Source organism: Nocardia sp. NPDC050710, from assembly GCF_040654375.1.
In the GTDB taxonomy this organism is placed as follows: Bacteria; Actinomycetota; Actinomycetes; order Mycobacteriales; family Mycobacteriaceae; genus Nocardia.
In genome coordinates, this window is the sequence record NZ_JBFAHV010000001.1 from 103,078 (window position 1) to 127,546 (window position 24,469).

Annotated in this window: 19 protein-coding genes; 14 read left to right on the forward strand and 5 right to left on the reverse strand. The window is 66.5% G+C overall.

Translation table 11 applies throughout. The features are described from left to right. Window positions 1–12: 12 nt before the first annotated feature. Window positions 13–711 carry a hypothetical protein gene (locus AB0H61_RS00525; protein WP_357297449.1) on the forward strand — a complete coding sequence of 233 codons (699 nt, stop codon included), beginning with the start codon at window positions 13–15 and terminating at the stop codon, window positions 709–711. 19 nt (window positions 712–730) lie between these two features. Next, window positions 731–1,258, forward strand: a complete 528-nt coding sequence (locus AB0H61_RS00530; RefSeq protein ID WP_357297451.1) for an NUDIX domain-containing protein — start codon at window positions 731–733, stop codon at window positions 1,256–1,258. Window positions 1,259–1,279: 21 nt separating this feature from the next. Here the strand turns inward: AB0H61_RS00530 and AB0H61_RS00535 are convergent, their stop codons facing one another. Continuing rightward, window positions 1,280–2,131: an alpha/beta hydrolase gene (locus tag AB0H61_RS00535; protein ID WP_357297454.1), complete on the reverse strand. Its 852-nt coding sequence runs from the start codon at window positions 2,129–2,131 to the stop codon at window positions 1,280–1,282. Between the two features lie 78 nt (window positions 2,132–2,209). Here AB0H61_RS00535 and AB0H61_RS00540 point away from each other — a divergent pair, with 78 nt between their 5' ends. Continuing rightward, on the forward strand, window positions 2,210–2,977 hold the full coding sequence (locus AB0H61_RS00540; RefSeq protein ID WP_357297456.1) for a helix-turn-helix domain-containing protein: 768 nt from the start codon (window positions 2,210–2,212) through the stop codon (window positions 2,975–2,977). 12 nt (window positions 2,978–2,989) lie between these two features. Here the strand turns inward: AB0H61_RS00540 and glnA are convergent, their stop codons facing one another. Beyond that, the gene (gene glnA / locus AB0H61_RS00545) at window positions 2,990–4,426 is read right to left on the reverse strand and encodes a type I glutamate--ammonia ligase (protein ID WP_357297459.1); all 1,437 of its coding nucleotides are present in this window, start codon (window positions 4,424–4,426) and stop codon (window positions 2,990–2,992) included. A 363-nt stretch (window positions 4,427–4,789) separates the two neighbouring features. Between glnA and AB0H61_RS00550 the strand changes: the two genes are divergently transcribed. From AB0H61_RS00550 to AB0H61_RS00590, 9 genes are all read left to right on the forward strand, one after another. After that, entirely contained in the window at window positions 4,790–6,586 is a 1,797-nt protein-coding gene (locus AB0H61_RS00550) for a long-chain fatty acid--CoA ligase (RefSeq protein ID WP_357299766.1), read from the forward strand. Between the two features lie 20 nt (window positions 6,587–6,606). Beyond that, the gene (locus AB0H61_RS00555; RefSeq protein WP_357297460.1) at window positions 6,607–7,779 is read left to right on the forward strand and encodes a helix-turn-helix domain-containing protein; all 1,173 of its coding nucleotides are present in this window, start codon (window positions 6,607–6,609) and stop codon (window positions 7,777–7,779) included. A gap of 164 nt (window positions 7,780–7,943) precedes the next feature. After that, window positions 7,944–10,004: a CocE/NonD family hydrolase gene (locus AB0H61_RS00560; protein ID WP_357297461.1), complete on the forward strand. Its 2,061-nt coding sequence runs from the start codon at window positions 7,944–7,946 to the stop codon at window positions 10,002–10,004. 670 nt (window positions 10,005–10,674) lie between these two features. Next, window positions 10,675–11,322, forward strand: coding sequence for a hypothetical protein (locus AB0H61_RS00565; protein WP_357297463.1), 648 nt, complete (start codon window positions 10,675–10,677; stop codon window positions 11,320–11,322). Window positions 11,323–12,091: 769 nt separating this feature from the next. Beyond that, entirely contained in the window at window positions 12,092–12,394 is a 303-nt protein-coding gene (locus AB0H61_RS00570) for a hypothetical protein (protein WP_357297466.1), read from the forward strand. Between the two features lie 161 nt (window positions 12,395–12,555). Next, a complete protein-coding gene (locus tag AB0H61_RS00575) occupies window positions 12,556–13,389 on the forward strand; it encodes a helix-turn-helix domain-containing protein (RefSeq protein ID WP_357297469.1) in 834 nt (277 codons plus the stop codon). A 56-nt stretch (window positions 13,390–13,445) separates the two neighbouring features. Next, on the forward strand, window positions 13,446–13,745 hold the full coding sequence (locus AB0H61_RS00580; RefSeq protein ID WP_357297472.1) for a DUF6412 domain-containing protein: 300 nt from the start codon (window positions 13,446–13,448) through the stop codon (window positions 13,743–13,745). A 140-nt stretch (window positions 13,746–13,885) separates the two neighbouring features. Beyond that, window positions 13,886–14,920, forward strand: coding sequence for a membrane protein insertase YidC (gene yidC / locus AB0H61_RS00585; protein WP_357297474.1), 1,035 nt, complete (start codon window positions 13,886–13,888; stop codon window positions 14,918–14,920). A gap of 234 nt (window positions 14,921–15,154) precedes the next feature. Next, on the forward strand, window positions 15,155–16,747 hold the full coding sequence (locus AB0H61_RS00590; protein ID WP_357297477.1) for an HD domain-containing phosphohydrolase: 1,593 nt from the start codon (window positions 15,155–15,157) through the stop codon (window positions 16,745–16,747). Between the two features lie 92 nt (window positions 16,748–16,839). Here AB0H61_RS00590 and AB0H61_RS00595 read toward each other — a convergent pair whose 3' ends face one another. The 3 genes from AB0H61_RS00595 to purN form a co-directional block, all read right to left on the reverse strand. Next, on the reverse strand, window positions 16,840–18,654 hold the full coding sequence (locus AB0H61_RS00595) for an ATP-binding cassette domain-containing protein (RefSeq protein WP_357297479.1): 1,815 nt from the start codon (window positions 18,652–18,654) through the stop codon (window positions 16,840–16,842). A 92-nt stretch (window positions 18,655–18,746) separates the two neighbouring features. Then, window positions 18,747–19,163, reverse strand: coding sequence for a hypothetical protein (locus AB0H61_RS00600; protein ID WP_357297481.1), 417 nt, complete (start codon window positions 19,161–19,163; stop codon window positions 18,747–18,749). Between the two features lie 209 nt (window positions 19,164–19,372). Beyond that, entirely contained in the window at window positions 19,373–19,975 is a 603-nt protein-coding gene (gene purN / locus AB0H61_RS00605; protein WP_357297482.1) for a phosphoribosylglycinamide formyltransferase, read from the reverse strand. Between the two features lie 254 nt (window positions 19,976–20,229). Between purN and AB0H61_RS00610 the strand changes: the two genes are divergently transcribed. Together AB0H61_RS00610 and AB0H61_RS00615 are read left to right on the forward strand one after the other, a co-directional pair. Further along, window positions 20,230–21,552 carry a hypothetical protein gene (locus AB0H61_RS00610; RefSeq protein ID WP_357297484.1) on the forward strand — a complete coding sequence of 441 codons (1,323 nt, stop codon included), beginning with the start codon at window positions 20,230–20,232 and terminating at the stop codon, window positions 21,550–21,552. Window positions 21,553–22,266: 714 nt separating this feature from the next. Further along, window positions 22,267–24,351 carry a hypothetical protein gene (locus AB0H61_RS00615; RefSeq protein WP_357297487.1) on the forward strand — a complete coding sequence of 695 codons (2,085 nt, stop codon included), beginning with the start codon at window positions 22,267–22,269 and terminating at the stop codon, window positions 24,349–24,351. Window positions 24,352–24,469 lie beyond the last annotated feature (118 nt).

Genomic DNA, 24,469 nt, shown 5'->3' on the forward strand with positions numbered 1-24,469 from the left:
GGAGTTCTACCGATGAAAGCCGCGGTCCGCGAGATCTGGCTGCCGTTCAATGTGCCGCTGGAGGGCCGGGTGCCCTGGATGTACCTGGACGCCCGGGGCTACGTCAGCACCGCCGTCGGCATCAAGCTCGACGATGCGGTGCGCGTGCTCAGCCCGCCGAGCACGGCCGAACGAGCCGCCGCCCTCGCCACCGCTCGACGGCTCCCCTGGCGCCACGGCACCCGCGGTGGCTACGCCTCCGACCCCGAGATCGACGCCGCCTGGGACATGGTGAAGAGCCGCACCGATCTCGTGCCCGGCGGCTGCCGCCGCTTCGAGCGCCTGACCGACCTACGGCTCACCGAGGCCGCGATCGAACGGCTGGTCTTCGAGCATCTCGACGAACTGGAGACCCTGCTCCGCGGTCGCATGGTGCGGCACAGCAGTGGCTCGATCATCATGCCGTTCGCCGCCTTCGATTCCTGGCCCGCCGACGCGCAGCTCGGCATGCTCAGCATGTGCTGGATGATGGGCCCGAGGTTCCAATTCCCTCGCTTCCAGGATGCCGCGTTCACCCGCGATTGGTTGCGCTGTGCCGCCGAATGTCGCGTCAATCCCGAGATCGGCACCGCGGTGCGCCGCAACGATCGCAGCCAGGAGTTGTTCCGCAACGCCTTCCGGGTGGAGGACGAGGGACTCGATCCGGAGATGCTGCTGTTCCGTATTCCGTGATCCGGCTAGCGTGGTCGCGGTGACGCTCGCCGACCGATATCCGTTGCTACACACCCCCGTCCGCTGGGAATGGGGCGGCCTCGACGTCCAATTCTCGACCGAGCTGCCCGCGGATGAATTGGTCACCAATATCCATGTCGTCTGCTTCGTCGGCGCGCGGATCGTGCTGTGTCGCGACGACCGCGATATCTGGCTGGTGCCGGGCGGTACTCGCGAGGCGGGCGAGTCCATCGACGACTGCATTCGCCGCGAGCTCGAGGAGGAGGCGGGTGCGCGTCCGGTCGGCCCGATCCGGTGGATCGGCGCGCACCACGGCATCAGCGATCGCCCCGCGCCGTACCGGGAATGGCAGCCGCACCCGCGCAAGGCCTTCCTCTGGTGCACGGCCGATGTGGTGCTCGATTCGGCGCCGACCAATCCCGCGGACGCCGAGCAGATCCTCGAGGTTCGCACCTTCCCGGCCGAGGAGGCGATCCGGCTGGCGGGCACCGACGGCGATCACATGCCCGAATTGGTGTCACTCGCCATCGAACTGCATCGCCGGTAGCTGCCGCACCCGCCTATCCGGTCACGGCGCGGGTCGGCGGAGCCAGGCGTCGAGGGCCTCGGTGACCTCGGTCGGTCGTTCCTCCATGATGAAGTGACTGCCATCGAGGGCGGTGAGGGTGGCGTCGGGGATGCGTTCGGCCAGTTCCCGGGCCGTGTCGAAGGGGATGGCCGGGTCGCGCACGCCCCAGATGACGGCGGTGGGGCAGGTGATGGCCGGGAGTCCGTCCCGGAGTTCGGGATGAATGCGCACCCGGTAGCCGGACCAGAAGTGGGCGTACCAGTGGCGGCCTTCGGGGGTGTCCAGTGCGGTGAGGTAGCGGTCGAGCCGGTCGCGGTCGAAGGAGCCGTTGCGGATGTAGGGCGCAAGGCCCCACCGGTGCAGCGATTTCAGGGGGCGGGCGGTCAGCAGCGGACGTAGACGCGGACGCCGGGCCACCGCGGTGATGAGCCCGAACAGCGCGTAATAGGGGCGGGTGAAGGTGCCGTGGGCGCGGGAATTGAGGATCGCGAGGCGACGGACGCGGTCCGGATGGCGTTGCGCGAAGCCGAGCCCGAGGAAGCCGCCGTAGTCATGACAGGCGAGGTCGACGCGGTCCTGGTCGAGGGCGTCGAGCATGCGGCCGATGCGGTCGACCTCGCTGTCGTAGTCGCAGGCCAGTCCAGTATCGCGGTCGGACTCGCCCCACCCGAGCCAATCCGGGGCGATGACGCGGCGTGACGCGGCGAGCGGACCGATCTGCGCGCGCCATGCCGCATGACTCTCCGGCCAGCCGTGCAGTAATACCAGCGGATCACCGTTCCCCGCTTCGGCATAGCGCATCCGCGTGCCGTCCACGACCAGCGACCGCATCGCGAAGGCCGGCTCGTTCATCACCCGCTCCATCGATCTCTCCCTCCGGTACGGCCACTCGCCTCGGCGCGGCGATGGCACACCGGTATCGTCGCCCGTATGGCGCGTTCGGCACTTCCGCAAACGTGCGCTACCGAGACGGCGCAGCTGTGGCTGCGGCTCGGCCACGCGATCTACATCGGCCCGAGCTTGGGCCTGGACGCCCACTCCAATGCGGTGGCCTCGCTCGGCGTCGGGCTCGACGCACCCTTCCGGGTCCGTGCCGCGGGCACGCCGGACATTGTCGCCCGTAGCTTCCTGTTCCGGCCCCGCGTCACCCACCACCTGCTCGATGGCTCGGGCCGGATGCTGTTCTGCTACTTCGACGCGACCTCGGCGCGGGTGGCCCGCTGCCTCGGCGGCATGCTGCGCGAGGTCAATGGGTTCTCCGCCGACCACCGTGCCGAGACCGAGATCATCGCGCTCTGCGCGCAACCGGAACCCGATATCGCACGGTTGCTGGAATTGGCGAGTATTCCGCTGCCCCTGGTGCGTGACCCTCGCATCGCCGCGGCGGCGGCCGCGATCCGCGCGGACCCGGCCCGGCAGCGGCGCGCGGCCGAAACCGCGCTCACCGCAGGGCTTTCCACATCCTATTTCCTGCGTACTTTCGCCGAGCAGACCGGCACCAGCTTCCGCCGCTACATCCAGTGGGCGCGAATGCTGGAGGTGGCCAAATCATATGCCGCGGGCCACGATCTCACCCGCGCCTCGGTCGATGCGGGCTTCGCGTCCCCCTCTCACTTCAGCGACACCTTCCGCGCCATGTTCGGCCTCACACCGACCGCCTTCACGGCCGTCAACGGCGATCTCCACCTGCTGGATTGACGCCCGCGTCGGCTACACGTCGAAGTACAGCTCGAATTCGTACGGGTGCGGGCGGATGTCGATTTCGGCGATCTCGGTGTCGCGCTTGAGACGGATCCAGGTTTCGAGGAGATCGTCGGTGAAGACATTGCCTTCGGTGAGGTAGTCGTTGTCGGCCTCCAGGCTGTCGATCACGCTGTCGAGCCGGGCCGGAGTCTGGGCGACCTCGGCGGATTCCTCGGGGGTGAGTTCGTAGAGATCCTTGTCGATGGGTTGAGCCGGTTCGATCTTGCGGCGGATGCCGTCCAAGCCCGCCATCATCATGGCCGCGAAGGCCAGGTACGGGTTGCCGGAGGAGTCGGGGCAGCGGAATTCGAGGCGTTTGGCCCCGGGGCTGGCGCCGGTCACCGGGATACGTACGGCCGCTGAGCGATTGCGCTGGCTGTACACCAGGTTGACCGGCGCCTCGAAGCCGGGCACCAAGCGTTTATAGGAGTTCACGGTGGGGTTGGTGAAGGCGAGCAGCGAGGGCGCGTGGCGGAGCAGTCCGCCGATGTAGTGCCGCGCCAGATCGGACAGGCCCGCGTAGCCCGCCTCGTCGTAGAAGAGCGGTGCGCCATCCTTCCACAGGGATTGGTGCACGTGCATACCGGAACCGTTGTCGCCGAACAGCGGTTTCGGCATGAAGGTGACGGTCTTGCCCGCCGCCCACGCGGTGTTCTTGACGATGTACTTGTACAGCTGCAGATCGTCCGCGGCGGCGAGCAAGGTGTTGAATTTGTAGTTGATCTCGGCCTGGCCCGCGGTGCCGACCTCGTGATGGCCCTTCTCCAATTCGAATCCGGCGTTCATCAGGTTGGTGCACATCTCGTCGCGGATGTCGACGTCGTGGTCGTACGGCGCGACCGGGAAGTATCCGCCCTTGGCCCGAATCTTGTACCCGCGGTTGAGGCTGCCGTCGGGGTTGAACTTCGATCCGGTGTTCCAGTCCGCCGACCACGAATCCACCTCGTAGAAGGCGCCGTTCATCGTGGTGTCGTAACGGACACTGTCGAAGATGTAGAACTCGGCCTCGGGTCCGAAGTACGCGGTGTCGGCGATGCCGGTGCTTTTCAGGTATTCCTCGGCCTTGCGTGCGATATTGCGGGGATCCCGGCTGTAGGCCTCGTGCGTATGCGGATCGTGCACAAAGCAGTTCAGGTTCAACGTTTTCGCCGCGCGGAACGGATCCAGGTGCGCGGTACGCAGATCCGGCAGCAGCAACATGTCCGATTCGTGGATGGACTGGAAGCCGCGCACCGACGATCCGTCGAAGGCGACGCCGTTATCCACCAGATCCGGGCCGAACCCGCTGGCGGGCATCGAAAAGTGTTGTTGGACACCGGGAACGTCGCAGAATCGAATATCGATGAACTCGACCTCGGCCGAGTCGATGTACTCCACGATACCGTCGGTGGAATCCGGGATCATGGCTGTCTCCTCGCTCTCGCGGACATGTTTCCACGGATCGGCGAGGCGACCGCATCCCCGGTCGACCGCACCCGCTAGGGGTCGCGGCGGGTGCTGCTCGCCGTTTTCACCATACGACGCCACCGTCGGCGACGGAGTCGAATCGGAGGGACCTCAACCGACCGCCACGGAATTCCGATGTCCGCACCCCTCGGGCCGTCTTGGTCGGATGCACAAACGGACGGAGCACAGTCTTGGCGTTTGCCGCTAGCCGCGCACCACGCCCATGCGCTGTGCTGGTACCGACGACGAGGTCATCCGCCACCGCGCGGACACGCGACCTCGAACACTGTCGAGCAGAAGGTTCAGGTCGTGGTTCCATCGATGGTCCCCGCGGGTTCGGCCCGTCCGGATACGCTATGCGCCGCATTCCAGGCGAATGTCGCGAAGTATGCCGATAGGGTCGCGTTGCGCACCCACGACGGTGCGCAATCGCTCACCTGGCGCGCGTATGGAGACCGGGTGCGCTCGATCGCAGCCGGTCTGGCCGCTTTCGGCATCGAGCCCGGTGACACGGTCGCGTTGATGATGACCAACCGGCCCGAATTCCATCTGTGCGATACCGCCGTGCTGCACACCGGCGCCACACCGTTCTCTGTCTACAACACCAACCCCGTCGACCTGCTCGCCTACCAATTCGGCAATGCCGCCAATAAGGCGGTGATCTGCGAAAGTCGTTTCGTCCCGGACATTCTCACGGCAGTGGCGAAGGCTGCCACGCAGGGGGCCGCCGTCGCCCATGTCATCTGTGTAGACGAGGCCCCGGCGGGCACGATCGCACTGGAGGCCGTCGAAGCCGCTGGCAGCGACGACTTCGACTTCGAATCTACTTGGCGCGCTGTGGAACCCGGAGATCTGCTGACCATCGTGTACACCTCGGGCACCACCGGTCCGCCCAAAGGGGTCGAGCTGACCCATACCAATTTCATCGAAAATGCCAGGGTCGTCGAGCAATTCGGTGGCGCGGGCCCGGACGATCGGGTCATCTCCTACCTGCCGGACGCACACGCTGCGAACCGCTGGTTCGCGCACTACCTGACCATGCTCGAGGGCGGCCAGATCACCACCGTCGCCGATTTCGCACAGGTGGCCGCGGCGCTGGCAGAAGTTCATCCGACGGTCTTCCTCGGCGTCCCGCGCATCTGGGTGAAGATCAAGGGCGCGCTCGAGGCGCGCTTCGCGACCGAAAGCGGGATAAAGCGCCGCCTGATCGCCTGGGCCATCGATATCGGGCGCTCCCGGGCACGAGCCGGCTCGGCCGGTACCGTGCCGGGCGCTTTTCAGACCCTTCGGTACCGTCTCGCGGATCGACTGGTGCTCGCACCCATTCGCGAGAAACTCGGCCTGGATCAGGTGCGGGTCGCGGTCACCGGCTCGGTGGCCATCCCACCGGAGGTGCACGAATTCTTCCTCGGTCTCGGTCTGCCGTTGTGCGAGGGGTACGGCATGACCGAATGCACGGCGGGCGCGACGCTCAATGGCCCGGACCGGGTGAAGATCGGCACGGTCGGCACCCCGCTGCCCGGCGCCGAGGTGAAGCTCGCCGAGGACGGCGAGGTATTGGTCCGCGGCAAGATGGTGATGCGCGGCTACCGCAACGACCCGGTCAAGACCGCCGAGACGGTGGACGCCGACGGCTGGCTGCACACCGGCGATATCGGGTCGTTCGACGCCGATGGGTATCTCTCAATCGTGGATCGGAAGAAAGAGCTCATCATCAACGCGGCGGGCAAGAATATGTCGCCCGCCAATATCGAGAACACCATCACCGCGAACACCCCGCTGGCGGGCTCGGTGGTCTGCATCGGCGAGCAGCGGCCCTACAACACGGCGCTGATCTGCCTGGACCCTGATCTGGCCGCCGCCTTCGCCGCGCGCCACGGGATCACCGAGACCTCGGCGGCCGCGCTGGCCGAGAATCCGCAGGTGCTGGCCGTGATCGAACAGGGTGTGGCCGCGGCCAACAGCAAACTCTCCCGCGTGGAGCAGATCAAGAAGTACGTTGTGCTCGCCGAGGTTTGGGAGCCCGGCGGCGACTGTCTCACCGCCACCGGCAAACTCAAACGCACGCCGATCGCCACCCGCTACACGGATACGATCGAGAATCTTTACTCGACGTAGTCCGGGACGGAGGACAGCACATGATGCCAGCGCGGACCCGGGTGTTCGACGATCTACACCGGAGGGCCGCGTCGATGATCGACGGGTTCTACGCGTCGTTGCCGCCTTATAAGCAGATGCCGGTGTCGCTGGTGGAGACCGATTTCGCCCGCGGGACCAAGCTCAATGTCGATCTGTTCTTCGACTACCTGCGGCGCGGCGCGGAGCCTTCGGAGGAGGACACCAGGGAGCTGGTCGAACTCGCGATGGATCGGCTGCGCGATGGCACCCCGCTGGCCGACGTGCTGGAGCGATACCGGCTCGGCGCGGCATTCCTCTGGGAGAAGCTGCGCGATACGGTCTCCCCCGCCGAACATGAGCTGCTGCTCGACACTTCACTGGTATTGCTGAAGTACATCACGCTGATCACCGCCAGAATCGCCACCGCCGCCACCCAGCGCTCGCTCGATCCGCGCTGGGAACTGCTGGAGCGCCGACGAGGCATCGCCGACGCGCTACTCGACGGGCAGGATCCGGTGGAGTGGGCCAATGATCCGGTGATCCCGGTCGCCGACGCGTTCCTGGTCGCGGTGTTCCGCCTCAGCGGCACCCACGGCGCGCCCGCATCGGCGCTGCGGCACCGAGTCGAGGCGATTCCGGGTGTATTCCTGCGTTTGGACGCGGGCGGCTGGACCGCCCTGCTCCCGCTGCACCCCGGCGACGACGGCTCGGCCACGCTCGCCGCGTTGACCGCACGGCTGCCCGCTCCGGTTCCCGAAGGTGCGCCACAGTACTGGGTGGGCGTCGGCACGGCACGCACACGCGGCGCCATTCCCGCGATGTACGCCGAGGCCCGGGTGCTCGCCGAGCTCGGTCGTTGCCTATCGCATCACGAAATCATCTGCCGCAGAACGAATCTCCAGTTCGAATACACCCTCGCGGTGAGCGATGCGGCACGGCCCGGACTGGCCTCGGTGTTGGCCCCGCTGGACACCCAGCCCATGCTGGCCGAGACGCTGGATATGTTCGTCGATAGCGGCTTCAACCAATTGGCCACCGCACGGCAGCTCAATGTGCACCGCAATACCGTGACCTATCGGCTCTCGCGCGTGCACGAACTCACCGGCCTTGACCCGCATCGGCCTGCCGATGCGATGACCCTGTCCGCGGCCCGCTTGGCCCGGCGGCTGGAATCCGCCTCCTTCGCACCCTGAGCCACATCGCGCGCCTTGGTCGGGTTCACAAACGGTCACCCGCTCATCGTGCGGATTGCCGGTAGTAGGACCCCCTACCTGTGCGGTGTGCTGTAGAGCGACGAGGAGGTCGGGCGCTGCTGCGGCATACCCGGCCTCGCCACGGCAAAAGAGGTTGCAGGTAGTTGAGAATATCGACCCGTACGGGCGCCGCCGGGCGCACCCTGACGATTGCCGTCGCGGTCATCACCGCGTTCGGACCGACCATCCAGTTCGCCCCCACCGCCGTGGCGGTGCCCGCCGCGGGTCCGGTGCCGGACGCGCCGGCGAACTTCGGGCTGCCCACGGACTACCGGCCGACGCCCGAGCGGTACGCGATCGCCTACGAACTCGGACATGTGGTGCCGCTCGCGGACGGCACCCGGCTACAGACCGAGGTGCGGTATCCGACCGACCCGGCCACCGGGCAGCGGGCCGCGGGCGAATTCCCGGTGGTCGTCAACTTCACCACTTATGGCGCGCTGTCCAGCGCGCTCGCCGCCGCGGTCACCAGCGTGGTCGACGAACTGCGCATCCCGCTGCCGGATCAGCTGAAGGATGCGCGCCGGATCGTCAACCAGGCGACCAGCGCCCAGGACATGCTGGTACGGCGCGGCTATATCGAGGTGATCGCCGATGTGCGCGGCACCGGTGGGTCGACGGGCGCCTGGAATCCGGCATCGAAACAGGACGGTATCGACGGCGCGCAATTGGTGGACTGGGCCGCGAAACTGCCCGGCTCCAACGGCAAGGTCGGTATGTACGGGTACTCGTTCCCGGCGCTCTCGGCGCTGCGCACCGCCGAATCCGTCGGTCCCGGTTCGCCGTTGAAGGCGATCGTCCCGATGGCCATGCCCAACAACATCTTCAACGAGGTGCTCGGGCACGACGGCATGATGAGCCCGATCCTGCTCACCGCGATCTCGGTCATGGTGCCGTATCTGAGCTTGATCGGGCCGTTTATGTCGGCGGTGGTCTCGCCCCAGCAGTTCCTGACCGCACTGGGCGATCATCTGACCGCGCTGGTCTCCGCCGACTCCACCATCAAGCTGCTGTTCGAGGCATACGGCGGCGGGCCACTCGCCTATGACGGCCAGTGGTGGCAGGATCGGCGCTTCGAGACCGAGCTGCCGAAGCTGATCGACAACGACATCGCCATGTACCAGGTCGGCGGATCGTGGGACCTGTACCAGGAGGGACCATGGCGCAATTACGCACAGCTGCAGAATCTTTCGGCTGGCGGCGAACAGTTCGCGCCGATGTCCCCGGATCAGGCCGCCGACGGGCGCTATCAGCTGTTGATGGGGCCCTGGTACCACGTCGGGCTCGGGTTCGGGCCCGGCTCGCGACTGGACACCGACCTCATCACGCTCGCATGGTTCGACCGGTGGCTCAAGGACATTCCGAACGGCATCGACAAGACCGACACCCCCTTGCACGTGATCGACCCGGGCAATATGGCGGTGGCCGCGGCACGCTATCCCTTCGAGCAGGCCGGAATTCAGCAGCGCTACCTCGACGGTGACCGCCTGGTAGCGCAGGCACCGACGGCGGCCGACGCCTCGGATCGCCTGGACTACACCGGATTCGACAATCCATGTAACCGCCAGAGCCTCGCCCAGTACACCGGCGGCTTGCTGGACTTCGTATTCCGGCTCTTCACCGCGTACAACCCCTGCACCGAATCGGTGCAGGAACCGACCGCGGGCCGGAAGTACACGATGGATTCGGTGTCCGAGCCGACCGTGCTCGCCGGGCCCGGCAGCCTCACCCTGTACGCGTCGTCCACCAGCACCGACGCCGCCTTCCAGGTATGGCTCGACGATATCGCACCGGACGGATCGGCCGTGAATATCACCGGCGGCTCGCAGTTGGCCAGCATGCGCACCCTGGACGAGGCCAAGACCGGGTGCGGACCGGACGGTGCGGTCTACGGACCCGAGCACATCGTCCGCAAGGATGCCGAGCAACTGCTCACACCCGGGGCCGTGACACGCATGGAGATCAAGCTGCGGCCCGCGTTCTACCGGCTCGAACCCGGACACGCGCTGCGGGTGCGGATCACCAGCGGCACCTTCCCGACCACCATCCCGGTGCCGTCCGATCTGCCGCGGCTGGTCGGTTCGTCGCAGCAGATCCATCGAGATGCGGCCGGGCCGTCGAGCCTGATCGTGCCGCTGGCTCCCGCCTCGGCGTTCGGCGGCTGAGCACCGAGCTCCGACACACTCGAACGCCCCCGGCGGACCGTCTGTGATCCAGAGGGGCGTTCGAATTCGACTGGGCGCGGATACTTCCACCGTGCCCGACGACACGATGCCCGCAAAGGATGCGCGAACCTGGGATGGGCTGGCTACCGGTCCTCAGCGAGCAACCCTTCAGCCACTCGAGGCAAGAACATTCGTATGAGCGCCGGGTAGCGGCGTCGAGCACCCCGGCAACCTCGGGCACGCACCCATTCCACAAACCCGCCAGGGCAATATCGGTGGCACAACTCACCATTGAGCTCGGCGGAAGGATCTCTAATTATTTCCCATTCCGGTCGACCACGACGCACCGGTGAAATTCGGGCGACCAACTGCGGCAACATACGGACGCGTCACGGTTCGGGAATTCCCCGGCGTACAAGGGAATTCCCATCAGGCAACTGAGGGTGTGTCATGGAATTCATCGAATTGGCAGTCCAGCCGTAGTTCGCTATACCGCTGCCGTGCGGCGGCATAACGAACCGGCTGAACCAGTTCCGACAGTGTCCAGCAGTTCTTGTCCGGCAGCCCGAGACCAGACTGGTCACCATCCCGTGCAGTGCGACGTTTCTCGACACGTCGGATCCATCCGGCTACACGCCCATCAGGTCCTCGAAGCTTCTAGGCTCCCGGCATGAGCACGGCGCAAACCGAGAACAGCAGACCGGGGAACCGACGATTACGGTCATGGCTCCGCAGCAGTCTTCTGCTTGTCTGCACCATCGTGGTCTGCCTCGGGATACTCGTCTCGGCGAGCAACCCGGCGAGCGCCGAGCTGATGTCGTTGTCGCCGTTCTTGGTTCTCGCGTGGGCATTCATGGTGGTTGCGGTGTTCTTTCTGGTCATCACCTACCCGATCCAGGCAGCCCGATCCCGGCGGCTTCGGGCACCTGCGCTCGACCCCCTGGTTGCTCCCGCACTGATAATCGCGCTCACGGCGATATGTGGAGCGCGGACCTGCCAATGGCTGTGCGCTGGCACTTCTCGGCGCACGTATTCGACGATGCGGCACGGCAGGTGGGCGCCGGTGTCGATCCACGGACGTTCGAAGGCGACCGCCTCGGCTCTTATCGCATTCGCGGTCTGGAACCAAACGGCGATCGCGGTGTGGAAAGCCTCAGCGACGGCATCTACTTCAGGACTGGCCCTCCGCTGGGCTATTGCTCGATGGGAAGTGGCTTTGCCCGCCTTTCTGGCCACCGACCCGCGACTGGCGCATCCCATCACCTCAGCGGCGACTGGTATTGGTTCTGTTTCGACAGCGGAGGAAATGGGGGTGTAGTGCCCGACCATCCCATCGGACGAGAGCACTGGCCGGTGACGAACCGCTAGCCTGAAGTGACGAAGGCCAACAGGTCTGAGAGGGTCGGCAGTTGCACACAGTGGTCTCGTGCGCACACCGAAGTGCCCCGCTCGCTGATCCGAGTGACGAAGTACGACTGTCGTGTTCGCCGATTACCCGCTGCCGAGCGTGCGCGTCACCGAGTGGCTCGCGACGGCCACGGCGCAGTGGACGGATCGGCCGCGCGGTCTCCCCCAACTATGAGCGACATCTTCGGAATGCCTTGGAAAACAGCCGAATACGGGATCGGCGGTACTGGCTCGGCGCTTCCGCGTCGACGGCGCGTTGGACGCCACAGCACGGCCTTCCACCGCAGGGCAGGAGCCGGTATTGCCTCCAGCGGGCAACTACATCCATTTCACCACCACCGAACGTGCCACCACCGCAGCCGGTTCCGCAGAACCGGGTCGGATGACCAGGCCGCTCACCGACAGCGCGCACCGGGTGGGCAGACTGCCCCTGGGATCTCGGACTCGCACCAGGACTGAACCGCCGCTGCGAACCCCGCCCGCAACCCGATCCCACTTCACCGACCTCGAACCAGTCGATCCATCCGGGCGGGCGATGGGTGCGAGCCGTGCCGCGGCCAGCCAGGTGGTCGGCTCGCAGCCGCTCGGTGCTGCCCGACTCGGCGGCCACACCGCGACGAGTCCGGTGTTCCCGGAACACCCGACGAGAACCACACCACCACAACACCTTCGGTTGGTTGGTGGTCAGCGCCCCGGCCGGGTACCGGCCCGCGTCGACGTCACCGGCACCGGCATGGTCCGCCGACGCGGCCATCCGCGGGCATCGGTTGGCGCATATACCCGCCTGCCGGGTGCTCGCCGCGATGGGCCCGCAACTGCGCCGCTCCCGCCAGAATCTGTTCAGCGTCTCCTACACCGGCTATCGCCACCTGCCCGACGGCTCGCGCTGTGACACCACCCGGACCCGGCCGCCGCTTTGTCGTGCGGTTCAGACCGGACTCACGCTCAACGATGTGCAACCCTGGTTCACGCATACCGATTAGGGGCTTTACCGCGCACCCGGTTTCCGGATACCCCCACCGCCCGAAAGATCGTCGGCGAATTCCTGGCTCAGGTGACCGAAACCCTCACCGCGGCGGTGCCGCCCGGATAGTCTCGGCGGTGGATCCGAACCTGGATTCGCGTCACCTGCCGGGAGCGTCCGATGGAGAAGGCTCTGGTCACCGATGGGGTACCCGCAACACCCCGAACACCGGGCGGCGCGCGCACGCCCGACGAACCGCGGCGCCGGGCAACCGCGTTGTTGCGGCCTGGAATTCTGGCCTTCGGCGGCACGATCACGCAGACCGATCTGCACGCGCATCACGCGGTGCAGATTCTGGCGGCGAGCACACCGCTGATCGTGATGGACGCCAGCGGCGTGCGCCATCGCGGCACCCAGGTCATCGTGCCCGCCGATGCGCCGCACCGCATCGATACCGGCGCCGCCCAGGGCGCCGCGCTCTACCTCGATCCGGAAACGGTCGCGGGCGCCGCCGCCGACCGTCGCGCGCATACCGGCGGCTGGACCGACGGCGCGCTGCCGGTCGACTTCACCCGGCCCGCGCTCGCCGATCAGGTCGCCGCGATCGTGGCGGATCTGCGACGCGATCGCGGCACGCCGCCGAATACCGCGCGGCACAATGCGGTGACCGAGGCGCTGCGGGTGCTGCCGACGCTCGTGCACGACCGATCCATCCGCGGCGCGGATGTGGCTCGGCGCGTCGGGCTTTCGCCGACTCGGCTCTCGCACCTGTTCGCCGCCGAAGTCGGAATTCCGTTGCGTCCCTACATACTCTGGTTGCGGCTGCGGGTCGCCATCATCCGGGTGCGCTCCGGGGACGATCTCGCCACCGCGGCGGATGCGGCCGGCTTCGACGACAGCGCGCACCTGACCCGCACCTGCCGTCGCACCTTCGGGATGTTCCCGGCGGCACTCAACCGCACCGAACATTGGGATCTCGGCGACGGAGCCTGGACCAACGGGAACGGGTCCTGAGCGCGGTTGGCGTGGATCACGTGGTCGGCGGCGGACGCAACCAGTAGGCTCGGGGAATGTTCACGCGGGCTCAACTGACGGCGTTTGCGGTTTTCGCATTCGTCGTGCCCGCGCTCGCCCTGCTGGCCGCCCCAAGCAGTGAGTCCGGTTCGCTGGCCGTCCTGGGCGCGGTCGCGGCCTCGGCGATCTTCGCACTGGTGTCGCTGCACGCCGCTCGCCTACAGCCGGTGGCGGTCGCCACCGCGGGCCCGCCGTCGTCGGCGCAGCGCCGCAGGCGTGGCTCCTACCTGCGGCAGAGCAACCCCGATACTGCCGGACGGCCCCGCCCTCGCGCCCCCGGGATGGCCGCGCGCTGACGGCTGCCCGCGATAGCCGCGGGAGTCGTCGGCACCTGCGCCGACCATTCCGCTGACGACCGCTCGGCTCCGGGCTCACCGTGTCGTCGGACGGCTCGCTCACGTGCGCGCACGCACGTCCACCAGTCAGGTGTCCCCTCTTGCTCGATTTCGTCTACTACCCCGTTTCCGCCGTGCTCTGGTTGTGGCACACCGCCTTTGCCTCGGTGCTCGGCGCCGACAGCGGTACGGCCTGGGTGCTCGCCGTGGTCTTCCTCGTCGCCACTTTCCGCGCGGTGCTGTTTCTCCCATTCCTCCGGCAAGCCCGCAACCAGGCCGCCATGAAGCGTCTGCAACCACAGATGGCCGCGATCAAGAAGAAATACGAGGGTGATCGGCAACGCCAGACACTGGAGATCCAGAAGCTGCACAAGGAACACGGCGTCAGCCTGCTGGCGGGCTGCCTCCCCGCGCTCGGCCAGGGCCTGATCTTCCTCGGCCTGTTCCACGTACTGCGCTCCTTCGACCGCACCGGCGCGCTGGGACATCTGCCGTTCCAGGCCACCCCGACACCTATGTCGGCGGAACAGAACGCCGCCACCCCCAACTACATCTTCGGCGCCACCGATGTGCAGTCGTTCCTCGAAGCCGAACTCTTCGGCGCACCCCTGTCCGCGACCCTCGCGGGCACCCCGATCGTGGCGGTCGCCACTGTCGCCATCATCCTGATGGTGATCGCCGCGGTCGCCACCCATTTCACCGCGCGCGCCTCGATCGCCCGCCAGGACCCGACCGCCCAGCAATTGCCCTTCATGAACACCCTCATGCTGTGGGTCTTTCCGGCTGGCGCACTCCTCGGCGGCGCCCTGCTGCCGATCGCGATCCTGCTCTACTGGGTCTCGAACAATGCGTGGACCCTCGCCCAGCAACACCTGGTCTACCGCCGATTGGACACCGAATCAGCCGCACTCGAACGCCGAGCGGCCGAAGCGCGAACCGCCACCGCACCCCGTCCCGGCGCGAAACCGGCAAAGTTCGCCGCCAAGCCCGAGGCGACAACCACCCCGCCGACGGCCGGTCCGCATCCGACCCCGAACCCGAATTCACCTCGGCCGAGCGCCCGTTCGGCAACACACCCCACCCGATCCGCTACGAAATCCGCGCGGCGACGCACCACCCGGGCGTCTCGACGCTGACCACGCTCAGCGACCTTCTCCGCACTTCTGGAGCAGGCAGCGACCATCCATCCGCTCACAGTCGCAGTGGAGTTGCTGTCCGCATGGGGGCGATCACTGAAAGCTCCGGGCGATGGCACTGGCGGACGCGTGTGCGCTGATCGTCGCGCTGGTCACGGTGTGTGTGCGGCGCGGATACACGGTGGTCTCGTCTGTCGCGCAGAGATGGCCGTTGTTCGGGTGGACAATGGGAAGATGCACCCGCACGGGACGCTACCCGGCTCGGGAAAGGGTCTGAGCAGAGCCGAACTGCTCGCCGCGATATCGCTTGCGATCGACCTCGGTTTGGGTCAGCCGATGGAACACATGCTTCGGTCGTCCTTGATCGCGACACGGATCGCCGAGCGGATGAAGCTCGACCTGCAACAGCGTGCGACCGTGTACTACGCCAATCTGGTCGGGTGGATCGGTTGTCACGCCGACTCCCACGAACTCTCGGCGCTCTTCGGCGACGACATCGCCTTCCGGGCCGACACCTACACGGTGGACACGACCGGCCTGCCGTACCTGCGGCTGATGATGAGTCATGTCGGACGCGGACTGCCGGGCTGGGAGCGCGGCATCCGTGCCACTGCCTTTCTGGTCACGGCTCGCAGCCAGGTCGCCACACTGATCCAGTCGCATTGCAGTTCCGCCGGGGTTCTCTCCGATCGGATGGGCTTGGACGAGCAGGTCGGAAAGGCGCTGGGCTACGTCTTCGAACGCTGGGACGGCCGGGGTTTGCCCAACGGTTCCCGCGGAGACGATATCCCGATCGAGATCCACATCGCTCATGTCGCGGACGTCGTCGAGGTGCACCTGCGGACGGGTGGGCTCGAGCACGCGAAGGATGTTCTCCGTTCTCGGCGCGGCAGTCAGTTCAGCCCAGCCGTGGCGGCGGTGTTCGATCGCGACGCGGCGGCGATCGTGGACGGGTTGCTCGAAATCGACGTCTGGACCACAGCGTTGGCGCAAGCACCGGATCGTGACCGAACCCTGACGGCCGAGGAGAGCGACGAGTTGCTCGAGGCCATGGCTGATTTCGTCGATCTCAAAATTCCGTTCACTCTGGGGCATTCGCGTGGCGTCGCGAATCTGGTGGCCGGGGCAGCCAGACACCTGGGCATGTCGCCGTCGGACGTCACGCATCTCTACCGCGCCGGCTTGGTGCACGCCCTTGGCAAAATGGGAGTGTCCAACCGGATCTGGGAGAAGAAGGGGCCGCTCACTACGGCTGAATGGGAACGGGTACGGATGTATCCGGATCTGACCGGCCGGATACTGAGTCGAGTCAACGGCTTGGAGTCGGTGGTGCCCCTCGCGATGAAGCACCGGGAACGGATCGACGGGTCCGGCTTTCCCCGGGGGATCGCCGGCGCGGAGTTGACCCCGCAGGACCGGCTGCTTGCCACGGCGGAGGCTTATCAGCGACTGCTCGAGCCGCGTCCCGACCGGCCGCCGCTCGATCCTCGCGGCGCTGCCGATCAGTTACGAAAGGAGGCGCGCGCCGGACGCTTCGACGCCGAGTCGGCTGCGGCCGTGCTTGCGGTGGCCGGTCCGCGGGGCTCGCGGCGGACGCCCTGGCCGGCCGGGCTGACCGACCGCGAGGTCGAGATCCTGCGACTCGTCGCGCAGGGCCGATCGAATAGAGAAATCGCCGCCGAACTGTTCATCGCCGAGAAAACGGCCCGCAACCACGTCGAACGTGTCTACGCCAAGCTCGGCGTCAATAACCGCACGCAGGCCAGTCTCGCCGCGATCGACCGGGGCCTGGCGAGCCTCCCGGTCAATGCGCCCGTGGGAAATTGAAGCATCCGCTGCGCCGGGTACTTCAGCTCGGCAACCACCAATGATGCTGCCCGGTGGTTCAGACCTCTGTCGGGACCGACTGCGCGGGGCCTTCATCGCCGGGATGCGCCGGGCCGGGACCGCCGGTCCAAGACCCATACCGTGGCCAGCATGAGGCCGATGGCAAACGAGGCGAGCGCGAGGAGACTGGCGCCGGTGCCTCCGTGGAAGGTATCGCCGTAGGCGGACATGGCCGGCAGCGTGGCGGTGTACCGCTCGAGATCCAGGTCGCGACCCAGCGCTTCGAATGCGTGGCGGTTGGATAGGCCGAGACTCATCAGGCGTCCCGGGAGGGCCATCTCGTCAACGGGGACTATGGCGCCACCGAACAGAACCTGAGGGAAGCAGAGCATCGGCAAGGCGAGGGCGGCCTGCGCCGCGTTGGAGACCGAGGCCGAGGCGAGCAATCCGAGGGCCAGTGCCGAGGTCGCCTCGATCACAATCGTCACAAACAGGAAGGCCGATACGTCCCATCCAACGGCCGGGAGCCGACCGAGCGCCCGCAGCACACCGAGGAGCACCGCGCTCACTCCAGCCAGCAACGGGAGCAGCGCTGTCATCTTGGATGCCACGTAGGCGCCCACGCTGAGCCCGGCCAGCCGCTCCCGCCGGAAGACGGCCATCTCCCCGACGATCTGGAGCAGGCCGTACGTAAGGCCGAAGAAGAAGCCTGCGAATGCGATCCAGAACACGATCTGGGCCGGGCCGAGGTCGGCTTGGTTATGCGGATCGAAGGCGCCTCGCTTGAACAGCGTCGCCATCATCGCGGTGACCAGCACCGGTGAGCCGAGTAGGACCGCCAGGGTCAGCCGGTTGCGAAGGAGAACATCGACATTGCGTCGGGTAAGTAGCCACCATTGCCGGACCATGCCTGTGCGCTGGGCGTCCGAACGCGTGGCGGGGATGGGCAGGAGAGCCGAGCCAGGACGGGTTTTCGACTTCCCACCGCTGTCCGCGAATCGCTCCGCCCAGATCTGCGGGGTGTGCTCACGAGCCAGCCGGTCGTATACCTCGGCGAGATTCTCCACTCCGAAGTAGCGCCGAGCCTCGGTCGGGCTGCCGGTGAAGGCCAGGTGGCCGTCGCGCGCCAGGAATACCACCCGGTCACACCGGTCGATGCCGGCCGGCTCATGCGTCGTGAGGACGACTGTGACCCCGCGCTGGCTGAGTCGGCGCAGCAGGCGCATCACGTCGGCCGCGGTCGACGGATCGAGTCCGGAGGTGGGTTCATCGAGGAAGAAAAGGTGCGGACGGGTCAGTAGCTCCACAGCGATACTGGCCCGCTTGCGCTGGCCGCCGGAGAGCGCACGGACCGGCACCTCGGCCCGATCAGCCAGGTCGAGGTCACGCATGGTCTCTTCGACTACCCGATCCGCCTCGGCCGCCGATGTGCCTGCGGGCAGCCGCAGCCGCGCCGCGTACCGCAGCGTGCGGCGCAGGGGCATCTCGAGGTGGATGATGTCCTCCTGCGGCACGTAGCCGATCCGGGAATCGGCGCTGCCTCGGGCCCCGCGAACGACGCCGTCATGCCGAACCTCCCCGGTAGACGGTGGTTGCAGTCCCGCCAGGATCTCCAGCAATGTGCTCTTTCCGGCTCCACTGCCGCCGGCAATGGCGACCAGCTCGCCTGGTTCGACCGACAACGACAGCTCCTGGAGAATCTGCCGCGCCCCGACATGCCGAGTTACGTTGACTGCATCGACTCGCCCGCCGCCCGGCACTCCGGGTGCGTGATCTGAAGAGTGTGTACCGAAGTGCTCGACGGTCGGTGGTTCGAATGTCCATTCGGTCATGACCGGTGATCTCCGTGGTTCCTGAACTCGCTTTGTCATGCCCTGATCATCGGTCCGTCGCCTCCGTGGTCGCATGAGGCGTTTGCCTCAAATCGCGCCCACCAGGAAGCGATCGCCGCACCGGGCAGCGAGGCCAGGCGGTGGCCAGGTCAGTCCCGGCTGTCACCTCAGTAGGCGGCATCCGATCGATCGGCAGGCGACGAACGGGTAGCGAGCATCCGAAGTCTCGCGAGACCAGCCAGCACATCCGCGCGGTTGTCCGATCGCTTCATCCATAACGGCAGACGGGAGGCCATCGAGTTGTTGGAACGGCTGATGCCACGTTCACGCAGTACCGCACTGACATACGCGGTCAGTTCGTCGATGTGCTCCTCGTTGTAGGCCCACAGGACATGTCCGGCGCAGCGTGTCCGCAACCACAGCGGCTGCCCGAAGTGGGGATCTTCCAGACCTCCGTATCGTTTGGCTCCACGCAGCTCGAGCGTCCAATCCTCAGCGGCCTCGCAGCGGGCGCAAACCAACCTCCGAGGCTCGTGGAAGTACTGATTCCAGTACCGCGGCGCGGGGAGGTCGGGCCTGCGCATATTCACCGCCCGGCCCCCACACTTCGGGCAGACGATCAGAATTCGGAGCGCGAACGACGTAACCGATCGACCCTGGTCGAAGTGGCGAAGCGGGTTTCTGCCATCGGGCTGCACTGTCGAACAATCGCACAGCCAGGACCTCCGACACCACCGGATTCGGAGCTCCGAAGATTGGACGTACACCCGATGGACCGGATCGCGCCGCGGTCCTACAGGTTGGCCTGGTGTCCTGTCGCGATCTGCTGGACCACGGTCGGCAGCAGCAGGTGCTCAGCGGCGAGGACACGGGCTCCGAGGGTCTCGACGGTGTCGTCGGTCAGCACCGGAACCTCTGTTTGCGCGAGGGTTTTGCCCGTGTCGTAGTCCTCGTCGACCAGGTGCACGGTAGGCCCGCTGACGGTGTCGCCCGATTCCAGGACAGCTCTGTGCACCCGCTGCCCGTACATCCCGTGCCCGCCGTGCCGCGGCAGTAGCGCCGGGTGGACGTTGATGATCCGGCCCGCGAATTCCTTACGGGTCCGCGGCCCGACGTGCTTCATATAGCCGGCCGTCACCACCAGTTCCGTCCCGTATTCCATCAACACGCCGCGCATGGCCTCATCGAGGTTGGCGGGATTCGAATGGGTGCGCCCGGACAGGTGCAGCGCGGGGATCCGCTGTTCGCGCGCGAAGGCCAGCGCGCCGGAGCCGGAGTTGTTGCTGATCACGAGCACGATCCGGAAGTCGGTGTCGGGTGCGAGCGACGCGGCGTGCAGAGCGCGCAAATTCGTCCCGGTGTGCGACGCCAGGACAGCAACCCGGAGCTCGGCCATGGCCGGTAGTCTCGCACACTGTCCGACCACTCGGTTTCATGAGCTGCCAGGCACTGTTCAATTGTGACGCTGGTCTTTCGGTCCATCACCGTATATCCCACCGCGCCCCGTTGCCATGCGACGGTGGCCATGCGCGCAGGCTGTCGCGAATGCCAGCCGTGGCAAGCTCGACGTTTGCCGACCTCGAGCCATGGGGTACAAAAAGCGGTGCGGCTCACGGGTTCTCGTGTGGCCCTGTCTAGTGAGGTGATGATGTGAGCTTCTGGATCGACGTTTCGGCCGAGTCCGATGACGAGCGGGTGGCGGCGTGGAAGCAGCAGCTGGAGCCGAAGGTGATGGATGTGTTCCGCTCATATTCGGCGGGTTTCGTCCCTGATTACTCGCCGGAATCATTGACCGTATTCGAAGAGTTCGTCCTCGCGGCGCTGCCGGACCTGCCAGGCATGAAAAAACCGGCAGCCTTGCCCGTCGTCACGGCGGCCGTCGGGTACCTCGGCGAGACGTTGTTGCGGACCCACGGCGGCGAGTGGGTCTGGGGGCAAGAGAAACTGGCAGGCATGCCGTGTGTCGCGCTCGAGGGAGAGTCCGCGCAGCTTGCTCCGCTGCGGTACATCATCAAGGCGGTGCGCGTCCGCGATGGCAGCCAGTTCACGCAGCTGTGGTCTCGCGTCGAGACCGGGGCGGCCGCACACACCGCCGATTCCTCTGATCCACTACTCATATTGGTCGTGGCGATCGTGCGGGACCACGGCTACTCCTGCACGATCGACGCCGACAGTGTGATGTTGTCCGGAAACGGCGTATCCGACTGGGTGTTGCCGTTGGACAATCTGCGCCGCAAGGTGGCCGCGGAGCCGCAGGACCAGTGGCCCGCCTTGGTAGCGGATCATCTGAGCACGATGTTCGCCGAACTGGACATCACGGCGACGGACCCGCTCGACATGGACGACTTCGAACGGATACGGCCACTGCTGCGGGCGCGGATGTACCCGGAGGATATGGAGGACGTCGGTATCCCGGCCGTGGCACGAACCCTTGCTCCCGGACTCGCGCAGCGGGTGGTGATCGATCAGGTCCATACGGTGGTCGCAGTCACGTATGACCGCTTGTCCCACTGGCGGATTCAGGAACAGGACCTGTTCGAGCTGGCGGAGCGCAATACATACGACGACGGACTTCTCACGGTCGAAGATCTCGAAGCCGAAGACGGCGGGCGGATTCTCGGTCTCTATGGCTCGGCCGACTATGCCAGCGCACATGTGCGCTGGCTCGGCGACTATCCGGTGGTCGGACAATGGGGTGCGGCATTCGTGGTTCCGTGCGAGGGCACGGTCTTTATCCACCCGCTCGACGGCGCGGACGCCTTTATCTCCGTGGGTACGCTGGCGAGAATGGCGATGGTGACTTACGCCGAACGGCCCTCCCCCGTAAGCCCGTCGGTCTACTGGTGGCATAACGGCATCATCGAACTCGCCGCTGTAGTCCGCGAGTCCGGCGACGAGCTCGAGCTGCACGTCTCGGCGGAATTTCAGGTGGTGATGGAGCAGATCGCCGAATATGCCGACGGCACAAGCTGATACGCCTCATACCAGGCTCGCGCTATTGATGCCAGTCGTCACCGGTCTGGTGTCCGGCGCCCGCACACCGGGCACCGAACTCCGGACCCGGCCGCCTACTGGTCTGCGGCAGTCCGGCCGGTGCCTGCTCCGCCCCCGTTGCCCGTAACCGCCTCGCTCGCGCCGGGATTGCCCGGTGCCGCGTTGGTGGCGGGGGAAAAGGACAGACGTGCAATGGGTCTGGTGAATTGGACGGTTGTTCGGTACCCCCGCGTAGTCATCGGATGATCCCCCCGTTGTTACGCGCGGCCCCGACGAAGCCGACATGTCCAGAAGCTCTTACCGACAGCAGGGTTGGCTAGCGTAGGTCGCTCGACCGGCGCCGGAAGCCAGCGGTGCGCAGTCGTATGCCGTACGTCAGGCCCACCAGAATGCTCGACAACTTGGACTGGGCCTTCATCATCGGCCGAGCACGATCGTCCAGATATCCGCGACAAGAACCAGCGTCGCCGACTTCGTAAAACAAGTAGTCGACCACTCACGACAAACTCCGGCCCCGCGAAAAAGGATGAGTGAACAAAGCACCAACGAATACGCATTTGATTGTCATGGCACGTCGCATCGTGAGCCCCGGAGCTGAGTACAGCAATGTCGATGAATCGAACGGCCGTGTCGTTCATCGCCGGGGCTGCACAACAACTTTCACCCAGGATGCGACGAAACCGAAGGACTGTCATGAAGCAAACATCATTTCGCGCCGTTTTCAGCACCGGCGGGGCTTGTCTGGCCGACCCCCAGCCGAAACAGCCTGATGACAACGCGGCCCTGCGATACCAGGCGGCCGGTGGGCTGGGCACCGAGGTCGGTGCGCAGGTCGAACCGGCGGGCGAGGCAGAATCGGGACGGTCGGCCATCGATTCGCTGGCGGGCGTGTCCGGCTCGACCGGCACGGAGCATCCAGATCCCTCGGCACCGATCGACAGTACGACCGGGGGCACCGACGGTGCCGCACCCCCGGTGGCCGAGCCCCAACCGCGGCTGGAACTGCGGGTTCGTGCCATCTATGCGGTCGATCAAGGCGCCACCCCGGCATGGACGCTCGCTCAGATCCAAGCCGCGGTCGGCGCGCTGGTGACAGCGGCCAATCGGGATCTGGCTGGGACCGGTTACCGGTACGTCTTCTTCCCCAAGCACGACGTGGAGATTCGGACCGACTCCAAGCTGCGGCAGGACGTCCTGCTATCGGCCTCCGTGGTCCGGCGGATGACATCGGGGCAGATTGGTCAGGCCGAAGGCCAGAAGCTGATCGACGCAGCGGCTCTTGCGTCGATAGATCATCGCAACGCGGTGGCCGCGGAACGGCCGAATCAGATGCTGTGGCTGTTCAGCCGAGGCAACCGGTTCGAAAAGGTACGCGACGGCTCGGGTAAGTTCCTCCGCTGGAACTACGTCGACGACCGGGCCGGCAGCTTCTCCGGTGGCCCGCACACATATGTTGCGTTGCACGAGGGTTTTCTCAGCAGCGTCACCCATGCCCGCGACGACGCCTCCCGCGCGGTGCACGAGGTCGGTCACTACCTCAGCCTCTGGCACACCCACCGGGAGCCGTTCCACGACCTGGATTTCCTGCCCGGCGATGTGGACAGCCGCCCGGCCACTGAGCGCTTGAGGCTGTGGCAGCGCGCGATCGGCACCTGGCTCAACCAGGAGCTGCCGGCCAACTCGTCTGTCACCAAGGCTCACGGCACCTATGACGCCGACGTCGGCTCCGGCGTCCTGGACACCCCGGCCGATCCCGGCGCCGCCATCCTCGCGCTGGCCAACGAGGCTGCCGGCCACGGACCCAACGAGCTGGGACCGATCACAAGCGTCCCGATCACCGCAACCGACGTCCTGGGCACCCTGCACCTGGCTCCGCTCCGGGACAATCCCATGGGGTACTACCTGCGCGAGACCCCGGACGCGATGCGCTTCACCGCTGGTCAGGTCAAGGTGATGCGCCGGCAACTCATCGACGGTGGGCGCCGACCGCTGGTAGCCGCTCAACTCGGCGATAGCGCCACCCCGGATCTGCGGGTCTGCGCGGTATGGAGCCCGAGCACGGCCGGTCAGCGAGTCACGTGGCACCACGACCTGACCGCCCATCGAGCCGAGCACACGCGGATGCGCCGGGAGGGTTTCGCGCTGGTCCATCAACAGGCCTACACCCATAACGGGGCGGTGGTCTACGACGGCATCTGGGATCCGGGCGAACAGGCCCAAGAGATTCTCTGGGGCTGGCAGGAGCAGCACGTGCCTGCCGACGTGGCGCAGCGCGCGACCAGGGGCATGGTGCCGGTCGTGGTGCAGGGCTACCAGCACCTCGATCACGGCCCGCGCTACAACGTCATCTACGAGCCGGGGACCGGCGATTCGCGGGCGCTACTCGGCGTCACCCAGGTCGAACTGGCCCGAGAATGGAATATCTGGTCGCCCAGGGGGTACCGGATGACCTGCCTGTCCTCACACGTGGATGCCAGCGGCACGATCCGACACTCCACAGTGCTGAGGAAGCGCTCGACGCACCAGGAATGGGTCACGGGTTGGACCCTCGAGGATATCGCCGGCGAGTACGGCCGGCAGTGGAACCGCGGATGGAGGATCCGACATATCACCCTGGTCCGGATCAAGGAGGGTCGCCGCTGGTCCGCCGTCTTCGAGCCCGATACCCGAGGGCAGCTGGTGTACTGGGCACACGTGCGGGAGCGCATTTCCGAGGTGTACGACCAGCAGTGGGCGAGCGACTCCAAGCTCCGCTCGATGTGCGTGACGCCGGCCTGACAACCTGCGTCCTCGTGGAGCGTTCGAGAAGTGGCTGCCCGACGATCTGAATATCTTTGCTGGACACCACTTCCCGGTTGTCGACGGCCCGGCCCCGAATGATCGGTCGATCGGTAGC